We start from the raw sequence: 16,538 nt of genomic DNA on the forward strand, positions 1-16,538 counted from the left end.
CCCCTTGAGGGGGAGATGTCCGGCAGGACAGAGGGGGGTTAGGCCAAGCATTTAAAATGGGATTCTCGACACAGACCCTACCGCTTCAACTCCCAAGTCGTCACCCGTTCCCCCGTCGCCTTGTCCTTGCCGTCCTTCAACTGAATGCCCTTGGCCGACAACTCGTCCCTGATCCGATCCGCCTCGGCAAAATTCTTCGCCTTCAGCATCTCCAACCGCATAGCCACCAAAGAATCCACAGCAGCAGAAATTGCCTCATCCAGTTCCGTCTTCTTCGGCAGCACGCCAAGAAGTGCGGCACTCGCCGCAAATAAGGGAAGTTTTTCCGGATCGGCGTTGGCGGCCTGGGCCAGAGCATGCAGTGCCTGGACGGCGGCGACGGTATTGAGATCGTCGGCAAGCGCGTCGAGCACGCTCTGGTCGATATCGGCGTCGCCCGCTTCCGCAGCAGGCCACTTCGCCAGCAGCCGCTCGGCTTCCTCCAGACGCTTTACCGAGAAGTCGATCGGCTCGCGGTAATGCGTCATCAGCATTGCCAGCCGCAGAACCTCGCCTGGCCATTTGCGCCCGCCAAAGGCTTCTGTGTGCAGGAGATCATAAATGGTAACGAAATTGCCGTCGGACTTCGACATCTTGCGGCCTTCGACCTGTACGAAGCCGTTATGCATCCAGACGTTGGCCATCACATGCGTTCCGTGAGCGCAGCGTGACTGGGCGATTTCGTTTTCATGGTGGGGGAAGATCAGGTCGAGGCCGCCGCCGTGAATGTCGAAGACTTCGCCAAGATAGCGTCCCGACATGGCGGAGCACTCGATATGCCAGCCAGGGCGACCGCGACCCCACGGGCTTTCCCAGCCGGGTTCGTTATGGCTTGAAAGCTTCCACAGCACGAAGTCGCCGGGGTTTTTCTTGTGCGCATCTACCGCGATGCGTGCGCCGGCCTGTTGTTCGTCCAAAGGGCGCTTGGAAAGCTGGCCGTAGTCACTCATGGATTTGGTGTCGAACAGCACTTCGCCCGCTGCGACATAGGCATGGCCACGCGCAATCAGCTTCTCGATGATGTCGATCATCTGGGCAATGTTATCGGTTGCGCGCGGCTCCACCGTCGGCTCAAGGCAGCCAAGCGCTGCGACATCCTGATGAAACTGGTTGGCGGTCTTTTCCGTCACCGCGTGGATCGCGTCGTTCAGCGGCAGGTCCGGGTAATCGCGAAGCGCCCGCGCATTGATCTTGTCGTCCACATCGGTGATGTTGCGCGCATAGGTAACGCCGTTCTCGCCATAGACATGGCGCAACAGGCGATAAAGCGCGTCGAAAACGATGACAGGGCGCGCGTTACCAATATGGGCGTAGTCATAGACTGTCGGGCCGCAGACATACATGCGCACATTCTTCGCATCGATCGGCTGGAATTCGGCTTTTTCGCGGGTCAGCGTGTTGTAGAGCTTCAAGCGCAAGGACATGCGTATTTCCTTCGGGTATCGGAGATTGACCCCACCGGAGCGTTTGTCTGCTTTGACCTTTCAGGAGACGAAAACGATCTGGCCGGGGGTTAAGCCAGCAAAATTCAACTCAGCAGCAGCGGCAGATCGTTATTTTCATGGCTTGCTTTATGAAACGATGCCCGTTGTCGGTCAAGAGCATCGCTTTGAGATTCATGCCGGTTCGCAAGTCATTCCGGTGCGCGGTAGCTGACGAATTTCCGGTCGCGAACCACATAGATCTTGCCGGTCTCGGTAAGCTCCGGCGAGGCAAGCCGGACGATAGCCTGTGCGACTTCCGAAGGATGGGGGAGGATGTCGGGATCTTCGCCGGGCATCGCCTGAGCCCGCATCGCCGTGCGCGTCGCGCCCGGATTGATGCTGTTGATGCGCAGATGCGTCTGCTCGGTCTCGGCAGCCCATGTGCGTGCCAGCGCTTCGACGGCAGCCTTTGAGGTGGAGTAAACGCCCCAGAAAGGACGACAGGAATGGGCAGCGCCGGACGACAGGATCAGCGCACGCCCAGCATCGGATTTCAACAGAAGCGGCTCCACCGAACGGATCAGACGCCATGTCGCGGTGACGTTGATGTTCATCACCTTTTCAAACACCTTGGCCTCGATATGGCCGACAGGTGAAATGACGCCAAGCATCCCGGCATTGGCAACCAGAATATCCAGCTTGCCCCAACGTTCGTGGATAGAGGCGCCGAGAGCATCGATCGCCTTCATGTCGGCGAGATCGAAGGGAACGAGCGTTGCCGTCCCACCGACCGCCTTGATGGCATCGTCCAGATCTTCGAGGCCACCGACGGTGCGCGCGCAGGCAATGACATGGGCGCCGGCTTTCGCCAGTTCGACCGCGGTAAAATAGCCGATTCCGCGTGAAGCGCCGGTCACGAGTGCGATCCGGCCTTTAAGGTCGATGGTCATGGTCCCCCCTGAATGTCGTTCGGTCGTCCGCTCTCTCTTACTGAGGGAGGACATGTCCGGCAAGCGGCTTCAAGGTCGCAGGTGGCCGCAAACAAAAGCCCGCAGTTTCGATGCGGGCTTGAGGCGATCAGCCGTTGCTGGCGAGCATGGAAATCTTGCTGCCCATCGACTCGCCGTTCTTGTCCAGCAGTCGGGTCGGATATTCACCGGTGAAGTAATGGTCGGTGAACTGCGGACGGGCAGGGTTGCGGTCTTCGCCGCCAACAGCACGATAAAGTCCGTTGATAGACAGGAAGGCGAGCGAGTCCGCGCCAATATATTTCGCCATCGCATCCACGTCAGCACACTGGTTGGCGAGAAGCTTGTCGGCATCCGGCGTGTCGATACCGTAGAAATCGGGATGAAAAATCATCGGGCTCGCGACGCGGATGTGGACTTCCTTGGCGCCCGCTTCGCGGATCATCTGTACGATCTTGACCGATGTCGTGCCGCGAACGATCGAATCATCCACCAGAACGACACGCTTGCCCTCGATCATTGCCCGGTTGGCCGAATGCTTCAGCTTCACGCCGAAAGCGCGAATCTGCTGTGTCGGCTCGATGAAGGTGCGACCGACATAGTGGTTGCGGATGATGCCGTATTCAAACGGGATGCCGCTTTCCTGCGCAAAACCAAGCGCTGCAGGCGTGCCGCCATCCGGTACCGGCACGACGACGTCGGCCTCAAGCGGCGCTTCCTTGGCGAGGTTCATGCCCATGTTCTTGCGCGTCGTGTAGACGTTACGACCGCCGACGACCGAGTCGGGACGCGCGAAATAGACATATTCGAACAGGCAGAGCCGTTCGGGCTGCGGCTTGTTTGGCTTGCGCGCATCGATGCTGATCGATCCATCCGGCTGGATTTCGCAGATGATGACTTCGCCGTTCTCCACGTCGCGCACGAATTTCGCGCCGATAATGTCGAGCGCACAGGTCTCCGAACAGAAGATCGGCTTGCCGTCGAGGTCCCCCATGACGAGTGGGCGAATGCCCGTGGGGTCGCGCGCAGCAATCAGCTTGGTGCGGGTCATCGCAAGCATCGAATATCCGCCCTCCATCTGGCGGATCGCGTCGATGAAGCGGTCGGCGGTGGAGGAATGGCGTGAGCGTGCGATCAGATGCAGCACAACTTCGGTATCGGAGGTGGATTGGCAGATTGCACCGGTTGCGATGATCTGGCGGCGCAGTGTCAGGCCGTTGGTGAAGTTGCCGTTATGGGCAATGGCGATACCGCCTTCTTCCAATTCGGCAAACAGCGGCTGCACGTTGCGCATCGCCACTTCACCCGTGGTGGAGTAGCGGGTGTGACCAATAGAGATCGAGCCGGGCAGGCGGGCAAGTGTCATTGGGTTGGTGTAGTGATCGCCCACCAGACCCATGTGCCGCTCCTGATGGAAGCGCTTGCCATCGAAGGAAACGATACCGGCCGCTTCCTGACCGCGATGCTGGAGAGCATGCAGGCCGAGCGCCGTCAGGGCCGCCGCATCCGCGTGACCGAGGATGCCGAACACACCGCATTCCTCATGCAGCGTATCGCCATCGATAATGTCATTGAAGGTGGAATGCGAAAGCGGCTCATTCATCTGGCTTGCCTTTGCTTACTGCCAAAAACAAAAACCGCCCCGACGAATTGCTTTGCCGGTTTGGCCTGTCTGCTGCCTATGTCGAAGTATCTAGCACAAATAGCGCGCCTTGCATCTATTGCAAGGCGCGCTATCGCATCAATTCGCTGGTACCGGTGCCGTGGTCGCCGGTGCGTCTTCCGCGGGCGCCTGCTCAGGTGTCGTTTCTGTCTTTTTGCCGAGAATGCGAGCGCGGATTTGCGGCTCGATATCATCCGGCAGAACCGCCTCAAGCTTTCCGACCAAACCATCCAGGAACGGCTTGGACTTGGCCTGCGTCACCCATTCGGGCTGCGTTCTGACATCGACCAGCCAGTTCCAGAAGGCGACCGCGACGACGAGCAGAAGCAGGCCGCGCGCTGCACCGAAGAGAAAACCGAGCGTGCGATCCAGCGCACCAATGCGGCTGTCGATGATGAAGTCGGCAACGCGCGAGGTAATGAAGGAAATGATGATCAGCGCAACGAGAAAGACCAGACCGGCCGAACCGGCAATCGCGATCTTGTCGTCATCGGTATAGTTGCGCGCATAGGGAAGCAGCAGCGGGTAGAGATAATAAGCAGCTGCAACGGAGCCAACCCAACTTGCGATGGACAGAATTTCACGCGAGAACCCGCGCACCATGGCGAGAACGGCGGAGAAAAGCACAACGGCAAGAACGATACCGTCGAAAATCGTAATGGGCATTTACCAACTCCGGAGGTCGCAGCACCCAAACAGGGCGCCGCTGTGCCAATTTGCGATCCTCTTACACTAGCCGGGTAACCAGCGAAAGGATCATTATTCGTCTTCCTCAGCCTGTCTGAAGCGGTTGCCCGAGCCGGCAATGCGCGCCACGAGATCGGGGAGGCTTTCAATTTCCGTCCAGCGCCCCTTTGAGCCCTTCGGGAGTTCTGCTGATGCGGAAGGCAGAAATGCGGCGGAAAATCCAAGTTTCTCGGCTTCCTTCAACCGCTGCGCCGTTTGGGAAACCGGCCGCACTGCGCCCGACAGGCTGATTTCGCCGAAATAGACGCAATCGGCAGGCAGGGCAAGACCGGCAAGCGAGGAAACCAGTGCAGAAGCAATCGCCATGTCTGCTGCGGGCTCCGAAATCCGGTAGCCACCGGCGATGTTGAGATAGACATCGTGCTGGCCAAGCTTCACGCCGCAATGGGCCTCGAGCACGGCAAGAATCATGGCAAGGCGTGAGGAGTCCCACCCCACCACAGCACGACGCGGTGTGCCAAGCGAGGTGGCCGCCACCAGGGCCTGAACCTCCACCAGCACTGGCCGCGTGCCTTCCATACCGGCGAAAACAGCCGCACCTGGGGATTTTTCGTTGCGCTCTCCAAGGAAAAGCTCCGATGGATTGGAGACCTCGCGCAGACCCCTGTCCGACATTTCGAAGACACCGATTTCATCGGTCGGCCCGAAACGGTTTTTGACGGTACGAAGGATGCGGTAATGATGCCCACGATCGCCTTCGAAATAGAGCACGGCATCCACCATGTGTTCCACCACACGCGGACCGGCGATCTGGCCTTCCTTGGTTACATGGCCGACAAGCACCATGGTGGCACCCGTCTGCTTGGCAAAGCGGATCATCGCCTGAACGCCGGTGCGCACCTGCGTGACAGTTCCAGGCGCTGAATCGGTGGTGTCGCTCCACAGCGTCTGAATGGAATCGATGATGACGAGATCGGGCCGTTTGCCCTCGGAGATCGTCGCCAGAATATCTTCGACGTTGGTTTCAGCCGCCAGCAACACGTCGGTGTCCGCCGCACCAAGACGCTGCGCTCGCAAGCGCACCTGTGCCACAGCCTCTTCGCCCGATACGTAAACGACACGATGACCTTGGCGGGAGAGTGCCGCCGCAGCCTGCATCAGAAGGGTGGATTTTCCGATGCCCGGATCGCCACCGATCAACACCGCCGATCCGCGCACGAAGCCCCCGCCGGTCGCACGATCCAGTTCGCTCATACCGGTCGGAATGCGCGGTGCCTCTTCGATTTCACCGGAAAGCGAGGTGAGGGTGACGGGACGGCCCTTCTTCGGCGTCTTGCCCGGGCCGCCGCCAATTCCGCCCATCGGGTCTTCTTCGACGATGGTGTTCCACTCGCCGCAGCCCTCGCATTTTCCGGCCCAACGGGTGTGCACCGTGCCGCAGTTCTGGCAGACGAATTGTGTCTTGGCTTTGGCCATGAATGTCAGTCTTTTTCTTTAGAGAGTAACGAGCGGGGTCGCGAAGAATTTCGATCCCGTTTTGTTCTCATCTAGCACGGATCGCTCGAGCTTTCCAAGAGGTGGAAATCGTTACTCGTCGCCGATCAGATATTGCCGCTCATACCGAAGCCCGAGGCTTGTCAGCATCTCATAACCGATGGTGCCCGCGGCCCGCGCCACTTCATCGACTGGAACATTCGGCCCGAAGAGCTCGATATAGTCGCCTGCGCGAATGGCACGTTCCGGCACGTCAGTGACGTCGAAAATGGTGAGATCCATGGTGATGCGGCCGGCGACCGGAACGCGATAGCCATTGATGAACCCTTCCGCGCCGCCACGGCCCATCTCGCGCAGCGGAATGCCGGAGCCGGAGAGCGATCGCGAATAGCCATCGGCATAACCCACAGCCGCGATCGCCAGACGGCTCGCACGCTGCAACTGATAGGTGCCGCCATAACTCACCGTCTGCCCTTCACCGGCCTCGCGAATCTGAATGATCCGCGCCTCCGCCTTGGCGACGGGGCGCATGGGGTTCTTCATGTCATTGACCGCTTCGCCGCCGTAAAGCGAGATGCCTGGACGCGTCAGATCGAAGTGGTAGTCCGGGCCGAGGAAGATTCCGGCAGAGGCTGAAAGGCTTGATTCGATACCTTCGAAAGCAGCGCTAACTCTGCGAAATGATTCAAGCTGCGCCTTGTTCATTGGCGAAGAGGGGGTATCGGCGCTGGCAAGGTGGGACATGACCAACACGGGATCGAAGCTTGCCGGACGTGTCGGGTCATCGGCGAGATAAAGCGCGTCTTCGAGCGGAAGCCCAAGCCGGTTGAAGCCCGTATCGACATGCAGCGCAAACGGATGGTCGCCGCGCTCGGCCAGAGCGCCCGTCCAGAAGGAGAGCTGCTCTTCAGAGGCAATGACTGGCACGAGATCATGGGCGAAGACGTCGCGTTCCTGGCCCGGCCAGATGCCGGAAAGAACGAAGATGCGCGCTTCCGGCGCATGAGGACGAAGCGTCACGCCCTCCGACACACTGGCGACGAAGAAATCCCGGGCACCGGCGTGATAGAGCGTTGCGCCACAATCCTCAATCCCCATGCCATAGGCATCCGCCTTCACCACGGCGGCGGCGCGTGCCTTGCCGGAACGGCGCTGCATGTCGCGAAAGTTATCTGCAAGTGCGGCAAGATCTATGGTCAGCCGAAGTGGCGCGGTTTCGAATGCATCCGCATCCATCTCGGAGAAGCTGTCATCGAGGTCGTCTGTCATGGTCTGCACCTTTTGAATATCGCCGTGGTCTATCACTTTTGTTCAAGACGGTCATGACGGATTGGGTTAAACCCGAGCTATGCACAATGTTTCGCAGGAACAGGCCACCGACCACATGCCGCTTTCACGCGCAGAAACCACCAGGTTCTGGCGGGACAAGCGTTTCAAAGGCATGGAGTGCATGACCGCGACGTTCCTGACGCATGAGTTTTCGCCGCATGCGCATGATACATTTTCCATCGGCGCCATCGAAAACGGCTCGCAGATTTCAACCATCAAGGGCACGACGGAGCGCACCGGCCCCGGTCATCTCTACCTGATCGATCCCGGCCAGATACATGACGGTGCCCCCGGCGGTGACGGTTATCGATACCGCATGATCTATCCAGATATCGCGCTTTTGTCTGAGGTCATCGAAGACATGACGGGCCGCGCCTTTCACGGCACGCCATCCTTCCCAAGCTTCCTGCCGCATGATCCCAAGATGGCGCAGGCCTTCCAGATTGCCCATCGCAGGTTGGAAAACGGGGCAGGCGCACTGGAGGCAGATGAGGGCATGTTCTCGGTTCTGGCAGAACTGTTTTCCCGCCATGGCAGCACCATCATTCTGCCCGTCCAGACACGCGAGAAAACTGCGGTCTATCAGGCGCGTGAATATCTCAACGACAACTTCGACACGGATGTCGGGCTCGAAGAATTGGCGGGTATGGCGGGGCTCAGCCGTGCGCATTTGATCCGCGCCTTCCGCCGCGAATTCCACATCACGCCGCATGCCTATCTCACTGATATCCGCATCCGCCGAGCAAGGCATCTGTTGCGTCAGGGAGAAAGCCCGGCTTCGGTTGCGCTCGAATGCGGGTTTGCCGATCAGGCGCATTTTACGCGCCACTTCAAGGCCCGCACCGGCGTAACGCCGGGTCAATTCCGCGCCGCATGACCGGCAGATCATTTTCGTTCAATACGGCGGACCAGCTGTCTCCTAGATGCATCTCCTGAAGAAGGAGAATGACATGGTGAGCAAAGCCAAACCTGAAAGACGCCAGGAACTGATCTCCGGCCTCAAAGCCGCGTCCCCGCTGCTGGTTGCCATGGTGCCGATTGGCGTTGTCTTCGGCGCGATCGCTGTCAGCAAAGGTCTGTCGCCGGTGGAAGCCTGCCTGATGTCACTCCTCGTTTTCGCCGGCGGTTCGCAATTCGTCGCAATGGACTTGTGGACCCACCCGGCAAGCTGGGGAGCGCTCGGTTTTGCGGCACTCCTCGTCAATCTCAGACACATATTGATGAGCGCTTCCATCGGCGTGAAGATGGAGGGCTTCAAGCCCTGGCAGCGCTGGTTTGCCATGCCGGTCCTGACGGATGAATCCTGGGCGTTGGCGGAATTTCGCAGCATGACGAGCACGCTCCGTCCGGCATTTTTCGCTGCTGCTGCTCTCTCGATCTATGTCGTCTGGAACTTGTCAACGCTGGCAGGCGCTCTGCTCGGTTCGGTCATGGGCGACACGACCATCATCGGCCTCGATTTTGCATTCCCTGCGGTCTTTATCGTGCTTCTGATGGGGTTTTGGAAAGGCAGGCAAACGGGCTTCGTTCTTCTGGCGAGTGCGACCGCCGCCTTCGCCACCCATAGATACGTACCCGGCGCATGGTATATCGCTGCGGGTGCTCTTGCAGGACTGGCCGTTGCCGCCTTCGCCAAGGACGAGACGGAGATGCCCCAATGAGCATCGATGCCAACACGCTGCTGACCATCCTCGCCATGGCCGTCGCGACACTCGCAACACGCTTCGGCGGTCTCCTTCTCATCCGCCATGTCCAGATGACGGATCGAGCCAAACGCGCGCTCAACGCCGTACCGCCGGCAGTCCTGATGGCCGTCGTCACCCCAACAGCATTGACGAGCGGCCTTGCCGAAACCATCGGCTGCGCTGTCACCGCGCTCGCTGCGATGCGCCTTTCGCTTCTACCTGCCGCAGCTGCGGGTGTGGTAACCGTGGCGGTTTTACGCGGAATCGGTTTCTAAACCGCCGCCGCTATCCCCTTAAAAAGACTCCGCCTCATCTTTGCTGAAATATGAGGCGGAGGGACTGTTAGTGCTCTTCATACTGGCTGAAGGATGGATCGGCCAGATCCGCAAAGCGGGTGAACTCGGCCTGGAAGGCGAGCTTCACCGTACCGGTCGGTCCGTGACGCTGCTTGGCGATGATGACGTCGGCCGTGCCCTTGACCTTGTCGAACAGCGATTCCCACTCGGCATATTTCGGGTCTGCGGGATCGCGCGGCTCCATGTTCTTCACATAGTATTCCTCACGGAACACGAAGAGCACCACGTCGGCGTCCTGCTCGATGGAGCCCGATTCACGAAGGTCGGAGAGCTGCGGGCGCTTGTCTTCGCGGCTTTCCACCGCACGGGAGAGCTGTGAGAGCGCGATGATCGGAACGTTGAGTTCCTTGCCGAGCGCTTTCAGGCCGGTAGTAATCTGGGTGATTTCCTGCACGCGGTTTTCGCCGCCCTTGCCGGAGCCGGTCATCAGCTGAACGTAGTCGACCACCAGAACATCAAGGCCGCGCTGACGCTTCAGGCGGCGCGCGCGCGCGGCAAGCTGCGCAATCGAGATACCACCGGTCTGGTCGATATAAAGCGGTACCTTCTGCATCATCTGGCTGCAGGCGACGAGCTTTTCAAAGTCTGCTTCGGTGATGTCACCACGGCGGATTTTCGAGGACGAGACTTCCGTCTGCTCCGAAATGATACGGGTTGCGAGCTGTTCGGACGACATTTCGAGCGAGTAGAAGCCGACGACGCCGCCATTCTTGGCCTTGTAGGTGCCGTCCGGCTGCACTTCCTGCTCGTAGGCGGCTGCAATGTTATAGGCGATGTTGGTGGCAAGCGAGGTCTTGCCCATGCCTGGACGTCCGGCAAGCACGATCAAGTCCGACCGCTGAAGGCCACCCATGCGGGCATCGAGCGAATGGATGCCGGTGGAAATACCGGAGAGATTGCCGTCGCGCTCGAAGGCAGCGCCGGCCATGTCGATCGCGAGCGCCACCGCATCGTTGAACGACTGGAAGCCGCCATCATAGCGCCCGGTTTCGGCAAGTTCGAAAAGGCGGCGCTCGGTGTCTTCGATTTGCGCCTGCGGCGGCATGTCGAGCGGCGCGTCATAGGCGATGTTGACGACATCCTCACCGATTTGAATCAGCGCGCGGCGAAGCGCCAGGTCATAGATCGCCCGGCCGTAATCCTCGGCATTGATGATCGAAACCGCTTCGGCAGCAAGGCGTGCAAGATATTGGGCAACGGTCAGGTCGCCGACCTTATCGTCTGCCGGAAGGAAGGTCTTGATGGTGACCGGGTTGGCCGTCTTTCCCATGCGGATGATATCGCCCGCGACTTCAAAAATCTTGCGGTGCAGGGGCTCATAAAGATGCACCGGCTTCAAAAAGTCCGACACGCGATAATAGGCATCGTTGTTGACGAGGATGGCGCCCAGCAGCGCCTGCTCGGCCTCAATGTTGTTGGGCGCCTCGCGGTAAAGCGGTTCGGCAGCGGGCGCTGGGGTGATCTTTCTCACGGCGTCATTCATGGTCTCGTGATCTCCCTTTAGCCTTATCTTTTGTTCTGCAAGCCTGCCGGTTTGAAGCCTGGAGGCGTTGCCGTCAATGACCTGAAGGCAACACTTACAACTCACCTTACCTAAAGAGAGGCGGGGGACCCAACATAACGGGTTGTCCCCATTAATCCACAGGATGATTCGGCTGACGTCTCAGGTACCGAGCGAATCAGGCATGCTCCGCCATGATTTTAAGGCATGGCTCCAATCCACCAAAGACACTTGAAATTTAGCAAGGATCAAAATAGATAGGAACAAAATAAGTAGCTACCTAATTATAAGGTCTAATTACGTTGTCCCGCATTACCGAGAAAGAACAGCTTTTCGATGAGATGGCGGCCTTCAATCGCAAGCTCCGCTCGTTCTTCGACGCCCGCGTTGCTGAGAAAGGCTTGACGCTGGCGCGTGCGCGAACATTGTTTGCGCTGTCGAGAAGGGGTTCGTTGACGCAAAAGGAGCTTGCCGAGGAGTTGGAAATCGAAACGCCGACGCTCGTGCGGCTATTGGATGCCATGGAGAAACAAAAGCTCATCGAACGGCGTTCTGATGAGATCGACCGGAGGGCGAAACGAATTCACATGACACCCGCCGGACTGCAGACATTCGAAGATGTGGATGCGCAGGCAAAAGCCATGCGAGCCGAGATCGCGCTGGATATCTCTACAGATGAGATTCGCGTGGCGCTCAACGTGGTAAGACGCCTGACGGGCAATCTGCAAAAACTTTCGGAAAACGAGGTGACGCCGTGAGCAATGCCATAACGAGCACGCGCGATGCGCCTTTGGATGAGGCAGGCGAGCAAGCCGCTTCGCCCGCAGCGACAGCGCCTGCGCCGGAGGACGCTGCACCGGTGCCGCCAGCGCAGCCTGCGGAAAAGCCGCTTCGCGAAAAGCTTATGTATATCGCCGCTGGTCTTGCCTTCTTCATCACCCAAGGCATGGGCATGAACATCGTCATGGCCAATCTGTATCAGCTGCAGGGCGAGTTTTCCGGCACGGTGGCGGAGGTCGCGGGGCTGTCGGCCGCTTATATGGCGCCTTACGCCACCTTCTCGATTGCGCTGTTCAAGGTGCGCCAGCAATATGGCCTGCGGCCCTTTGCGGAAATCAGCATCATCGCTTTCGTCCTGGCGTCCTGTCTCAACCTCTTCGTCACGGATTTGCACTCCGCCATCGTCGTGCGCTTCGTCAGCGGCATGGCGGCCGCACCTTTGTCATCTCTCGGCTTCCTCTATATTCTCGAAGCCTTCCCCGTGCAGCGCAAGCTCACTCTAGGCCTCAGCATCGCGCTGACCGGAACGCTTTTGGCGGCACCCCTTGCTCGTATCGTCTCGCCACCTCTCTTGCAGATTGACGGCTGGCACGCGCTCTACAGCATGGAAGTGGGTTTAGCGCTCGCGGTTCTGCCCATCATCTATCTTCTGCCATTGACAGCACCTCCCCGGGTCAAGGTCATAGAGCGCCTGGATATCTTGAGCTACCTGCTTTTCGCCGGTGGCCTAGGTTGCCTTGCCGTGTTCCTGACGCTTGGCCGTTTTTACTGGTGGTTCGAGACCTGGTGGCTCGGCGTTCTGCTGGCAACCTCGATCACCCTGTTGACCGTGATGACAATGATCGAATTGCCACGCAAGAACCCGATGCTCGATCTGCGCTGGATCTTCTCGCGCACCAATCTGCATCTTATCGCAGTCCTGCTGGTCTATCGCGCCGTCTCGTCGGAACAGTCCTCCACAGCTGTCAGCCTCTATCAGCAACTCGGCATCCTCAATGACCAGACCACGGGCCTTTACGGTCTTATCATTCTGGCAACCGTCCTTGGCGGCGCGACCTGTGCTTTGCTGATGCTGACGAAATATGTCGAGACTGCGCACGTTATCGCGCTGTCCTGTATAGCGGTTGGCGCCTTCATGGACAGCACATCGACGAACCTGACGCGTCCCGAACAAATGTATCTGAGCCAGGCGATGATCGCCTTTGGCGCTGCCATGTTCCTGCCGCCGGTGATGGCGAAGGGCTTTGGTGCCGCATTGGCGAAAGGCCCGCCCTATCTCGTCAATTTCATCACCATCTTCCTGTTCACCCAGATTACCGGATCGATGCTGACGACAGGGCTACTGGGCTCCTTCGTGACGCTGAGGGAAAAATTCCACTCCAACATCCTGGTGGAAAGCATCCTTCTGCAAAATCCGCAGGTCGCGCAGCGCATCAGCCAGCTCTCCGGTGCCTACAGCCATGTGCTCACCGATCCGACGCTTCTGCGAGCGGAAGGCGTGACCCTTCTTGCCCAGCAGGTGTCGAGAGAGGCCTATATCCTGGCTTACAACGACACATTCCTGCTGATCGCCGTCTGCGCCGCCGCCGCTCTCGTGATGCTGCTCCTTCACCTGGCGTGGCTGCGCATCAAACCATTGATGACGGGCGGCGAGAGCGCCGCCGCCGTTTCCCAATCCTGATCCTTCAGAGACCCCAAAATGCTAAAAAAGATTTTCACACCCGTTACTCTTATCGTTCTTCTCGGCGGCATCGCCGGGGTCGCGCTGGTTCTCTATGCCTGGCGCCTGCCACCCTTTTCCAGCCATGTCGAAATGACCGACAATGCCTATGTACGCGGTTATGTCACCACGATGAGCCCACAGGTCAGCGGCTACGTCGTGGATGTGCCGGTCAAGGATTATCAGGAGGTCAAGCAGGGTGACCTGCTGGTCAAGATCGATGACCGCATCTTCCGCCAAAGACTGGCCCAGGCCGAAGCCACACTCGCCGGCCAGACGGCAGCCTCGGATAATTCCCGCCAGCAGGAAAACGCTGCCCGCGCCAATATCGCGTCCAGCCAGGCCGCGGTGGATAGTGCCGAAGCGTCCTTGAAACAGGCGCAGCTTGCTGCCGACCGTCAGGACAACCTGATCCGCAGCGGTGTCGGCACTTCAAGTCTTCAGGAAGAAGCGCAAGCCAATCTCGAAAAGTCCCGTGCCGGGCTGTCGCAGGCCAAGGCAGCACTCGAAGTCGCGCGTCAGGATTTACAGACCATCATCGTCAACCGCAGCTCGCTTCAGGCCGCCGTCGCCAATGCGCAAGCCGCAGTCGAACTCGCCCGGATCGATCTGCAAAATACGGAGATCAAGGCGCCGCGCGATGGCGAACTGGGCGAGGTTGGCGCGCGTGTGGGCCAATATGTCGCCGCTGGCAGCCAATTGATGGCGGTCGTGCCGCACGAGGTCTGGGTCGTTGCCAACTTCAAGGAAACCCAGCTTGCGGGTATGGAAGTCGGGCAGCCTGTCTCGATTTCTGTCGATGCGCTGCATCATCGCAAATTGAAGGGCAGGGTCGAGCGTTTCTCGCCCGCCGCGGGTTCAGAATTTGCGGTAATCAAGCCGGACAATGCCACGGGCAATTTCGTCAAGATCGCGCAGAGAATCGGCGTACGCGTGTCGATCGATCCGGATCAGCCGGCCGCGACGGAACTGTCTCCCGGACTGTCCGTGGTGGTGCGCGTCGATACGAGCAAGCCGCCGGTGGCTGAACAAACGGCGGCCAAGTAGTCTTAGGCAAGCCTTTCACGTTCAAGCCTTTCAGCTCAAATCGAGAGTTGGAGGGCTTTATCTTGTTTATCTGGTCGCGTCCGCTCAGCCTTCCCGCCACTCAGCGGGCAGACAGAAGATGTCTCGAAATCCTTTGTCGCCAGCAGGCGTGATCCTCAACGCGCGGCTATCGGTCCGGCGCGTCACCCAGCCAAGATCCAGCGTGCGCTGAAAAAGCGCAGTACCGACGCGTCCCGCAATGTGGTGCCGTCTCTCGCTCCAGTCCAGGCACGTGCGGCAAAGCGGTCGCTTCGACCGGGTGCCATCGTTGAGATCGATGCCGAAATCCACCAGGAAGGCCTTGCCCTGTTCCGTCACCAGTGCACCTTCGTCGGAAAGCAGAATGTGTCCCCTGCCGCTGAGACTGTCGGCCATCGCCACCGCAAGCCGGCCTGCGATGTGGTCGTAGCAACTGCGGGCAAGCCGCATGTCCTTTTCCTTCGGCCCGACGGGATGATGCCGTTTCGGCCCGGCTGCGGCAATCGACATCAGCGCATCGATACCATGGGCAACCTGCGCAGAAGCAAGCCGGTAGTAGCGATGGCGGCCCTGTTTCACCGTCGTCAGCAGATTGGCGTCCACCATTTTCGCCAGATGTTCGCTGCCCGTCTGCGGCGTTACACCCGCACCCCGGGACAACTCACCTGCTGTCAGCGCTTGCCCACCCATAAGCGCGCAGAGCATGTTTGCGCGCGTGGTATCGCCAATCAGGTTGGCGATGGCGGCAATGGTGTTGGGGGAGGCGATACCGGTCATGGGAGAAATACTATCATCCGAGTATGCCTTCGTCAGCGGGCCATTGTTCGGCCGATACCGAAGCTTCCCATCCTAGCGCAACTCTATAAAGAGGGATCGCTTCGACAGAGAGACTGACAGAATGACCGACAAAAAGCTGCTGCCCGAACTTGCCCTGCTTGTATTGCTGGGGTGCCTGTGGGGCAGCTCCTACACTTTCATCAAGATCGGCATCGAGACGATCCCGCCGCTGACGCTGATTGCGGCTCGCACCGCGATAGCCGGCAGCATCCTCACCGTCATCATTCTCTGGCGAGGCTTGCGGCTACCGAAGGATCCAGCGCTGTGGAAGATGTTTGCCATCCAGGCCGTGCTGAACAGCGTCCTTCCATTCACGCTGATCGCCTGGGCCGAGCATTACATCGATGCCGGGCTTGCCGTCATTCTCAACTCGCTGACACCGGTCTTCACCTTTCTGCTGACGGCGATCATCACCCGGCATGAGGTGGTGAATGGCCGGAAGCTCTTCGGCGTCATGATCGGTCTCGTTGGGACAGTGGTCATGATCGGCGTTCAGGCACTGAATGGTCTGGGCGATGTGGTGCTGGCGCAAATGGCGGTCATTCTTGCCACCGCCTTTTATGCAGGCGCGGCAATCTTTGGGAAGAATTTCAAGGGCATCGATTCGATGATCCCTGCTGCAGCCTCGCTGATCTGCGGGGCGATCATTCTCATTCCTGTCAGCCTGGTGGTGGACCGCCCGTGGGAGCTTGCACCCTCAACGCGCTCGATTGCGGCCCTGATCGGGCTCTCGATATTTTCCACCGCGCTCGCTTTCACCATCTACTTCCGCCTCGTCCGCACGCTTGGATCTCTCGGAACGACGGCGCAGGCCTATGTGCGCGTGCCCGTAGGCGTGGCGATCGGCGTGGTTTTCCTTGGTGAGCAACTGCAGGTGAGCACGATGATCGGGCTTGTGTGCATTCTGGCTGGCGTCATTGCCATGACGCTGCCGTCACGGATGCCGACTAGAGTAAGGACAGCGGCGAAAGCCATAGGCGAATAGTTTTC

At 59.2% G+C, this 16,538-nt stretch carries 16 protein-coding genes; 8 read left to right on the forward strand and 8 right to left on the reverse strand.

Annotation, left to right across the window (positions count from 1 at the left end; genetic code table 11):
* Positions 1 to 77: 77 nt before the first annotated feature.
* The gene (cysS, locus tag ACTJKV_RS08700; RefSeq protein ID WP_274103770.1) at positions 78 to 1,463 is read right to left on the reverse strand and encodes a cysteine--tRNA ligase; all 1,386 of its coding nucleotides are present in this window, start codon (positions 1,461 to 1,463) and stop codon (positions 78 to 80) included.
* Here cysS and ACTJKV_RS08705 point away from each other — a divergent pair.
* Positions 1,462 to 1,695, forward strand: a complete 234-nt coding sequence (locus tag ACTJKV_RS08705) for a hypothetical protein (protein WP_274103769.1) — start codon at positions 1,462 to 1,464, stop codon at positions 1,693 to 1,695. The genes cysS and ACTJKV_RS08705 overlap by 2 nt on opposite strands.
* On the opposite strand, the gene ACTJKV_RS08710 is transcribed toward ACTJKV_RS08705, so the two are convergent.
* The 5 genes from ACTJKV_RS08710 to alr all read right to left on the reverse strand — a co-directional run bounded on the left by ACTJKV_RS08710 (position 1,673) and on the right by alr (position 7,544).
* A complete protein-coding gene (locus ACTJKV_RS08710; RefSeq protein WP_274103768.1) occupies positions 1,673 to 2,413 on the reverse strand; it encodes an SDR family NAD(P)-dependent oxidoreductase in 741 nt (246 codons plus the stop codon). The genes ACTJKV_RS08705 and ACTJKV_RS08710 overlap by 23 nt on opposite strands.
* Before the next feature lie 127 nt (positions 2,414 to 2,540).
* Positions 2,541 to 4,034, reverse strand: a complete 1,494-nt coding sequence (gene purF, locus ACTJKV_RS08715; RefSeq protein WP_062425637.1) for an amidophosphoribosyltransferase — start codon at positions 4,032 to 4,034, stop codon at positions 2,541 to 2,543.
* Positions 4,035 to 4,172: 138 nt separating this feature from the next.
* Complete coding sequence (locus tag ACTJKV_RS08720; RefSeq protein WP_062437952.1) at positions 4,173 to 4,760, reverse strand: CvpA family protein; 588 nt, start codon at positions 4,758 to 4,760, stop codon at positions 4,173 to 4,175.
* 93 nt (positions 4,761 to 4,853) lie between these two features.
* Entirely contained in the window at positions 4,854 to 6,257 is a 1,404-nt protein-coding gene (gene radA, locus ACTJKV_RS08725; RefSeq protein WP_274103767.1) for a DNA repair protein RadA, read from the reverse strand.
* 111 nt (positions 6,258 to 6,368) lie between these two features.
* Positions 6,369 to 7,544: an alanine racemase gene (gene alr / locus ACTJKV_RS08730; RefSeq protein ID WP_274103766.1), complete on the reverse strand. Its 1,176-nt coding sequence runs from the start codon at positions 7,542 to 7,544 to the stop codon at positions 6,369 to 6,371.
* 79 nt (positions 7,545 to 7,623) lie between these two features.
* Between alr and ACTJKV_RS08735 the strand changes: the two genes are divergently transcribed.
* The 3 genes from ACTJKV_RS08735 (at position 7,624) to ACTJKV_RS08745 (ending at position 9,564) form a co-directional block, all read left to right on the forward strand.
* Positions 7,624 to 8,481: an AraC family transcriptional regulator gene (locus ACTJKV_RS08735; protein WP_274103765.1), complete on the forward strand. Its 858-nt coding sequence runs from the start codon at positions 7,624 to 7,626 to the stop codon at positions 8,479 to 8,481.
* Positions 8,482 to 8,554: 73 nt separating this feature from the next.
* Positions 8,555 to 9,265, forward strand: coding sequence for an AzlC family ABC transporter permease (locus ACTJKV_RS08740; protein ID WP_274103764.1), 711 nt, complete (start codon positions 8,555 to 8,557; stop codon positions 9,263 to 9,265).
* Entirely contained in the window at positions 9,262 to 9,564 is a 303-nt protein-coding gene (locus ACTJKV_RS08745) for an AzlD family protein (RefSeq protein WP_113179442.1), read from the forward strand. Before ACTJKV_RS08740 ends, ACTJKV_RS08745 begins: the two co-directional genes overlap by 4 nt.
* A 67-nt stretch (positions 9,565 to 9,631) precedes the next feature.
* On the opposite strand, the gene ACTJKV_RS08750 is transcribed toward ACTJKV_RS08745, so the two are convergent.
* A complete protein-coding gene (locus ACTJKV_RS08750) occupies positions 9,632 to 11,128 on the reverse strand; it encodes a replicative DNA helicase (RefSeq protein WP_062425631.1) in 1,497 nt (498 codons plus the stop codon).
* Positions 11,129 to 11,448: 320 nt separating this feature from the next.
* Here ACTJKV_RS08750 and ACTJKV_RS08755 point away from each other — a divergent pair, with 320 nt between their 5' ends.
* The 3 genes from ACTJKV_RS08755 to ACTJKV_RS08765 all read left to right on the forward strand — a co-directional run bounded on the left by ACTJKV_RS08755 (position 11,449) and on the right by ACTJKV_RS08765 (position 14,693).
* On the forward strand, positions 11,449 to 11,904 hold the full coding sequence (locus tag ACTJKV_RS08755) for a MarR family winged helix-turn-helix transcriptional regulator (RefSeq protein ID WP_113179443.1): 456 nt from the start codon (positions 11,449 to 11,451) through the stop codon (positions 11,902 to 11,904).
* 146 nt (positions 11,905 to 12,050) lie between these two features.
* Complete coding sequence (locus tag ACTJKV_RS08760; RefSeq protein WP_113179790.1) at positions 12,051 to 13,607, forward strand: MFS transporter; 1,557 nt, start codon at positions 12,051 to 12,053, stop codon at positions 13,605 to 13,607.
* 18 nt (positions 13,608 to 13,625) lie between these two features.
* Complete coding sequence (locus tag ACTJKV_RS08765) at positions 13,626 to 14,693, forward strand: HlyD family secretion protein (protein WP_112359598.1); 1,068 nt, start codon at positions 13,626 to 13,628, stop codon at positions 14,691 to 14,693.
* 84 nt (positions 14,694 to 14,777) lie between these two features.
* On the opposite strand, the gene ACTJKV_RS08770 is transcribed toward ACTJKV_RS08765, so the two are convergent.
* Positions 14,778 to 15,488: an ArsR/SmtB family transcription factor gene (locus ACTJKV_RS08770; protein WP_274103763.1), complete on the reverse strand. Its 711-nt coding sequence runs from the start codon at positions 15,486 to 15,488 to the stop codon at positions 14,778 to 14,780.
* Between the two features lie 121 nt (positions 15,489 to 15,609).
* Between ACTJKV_RS08770 and ACTJKV_RS08775 the strand changes: the two genes are divergently transcribed.
* Entirely contained in the window at positions 15,610 to 16,533 is a 924-nt protein-coding gene (locus ACTJKV_RS08775) for a DMT family transporter (RefSeq protein WP_274103762.1), read from the forward strand.
* The last annotated feature ends 5 nt before the right edge of the window (positions 16,534 to 16,538 follow it).

Origin of the sequence: Agrobacterium sp. 22117 (genome assembly GCF_052045735.1) — a bacterium.
Taxonomy (GTDB): Bacteria; Pseudomonadota; Alphaproteobacteria; order Rhizobiales; family Rhizobiaceae; genus Agrobacterium; species Agrobacterium cavarae.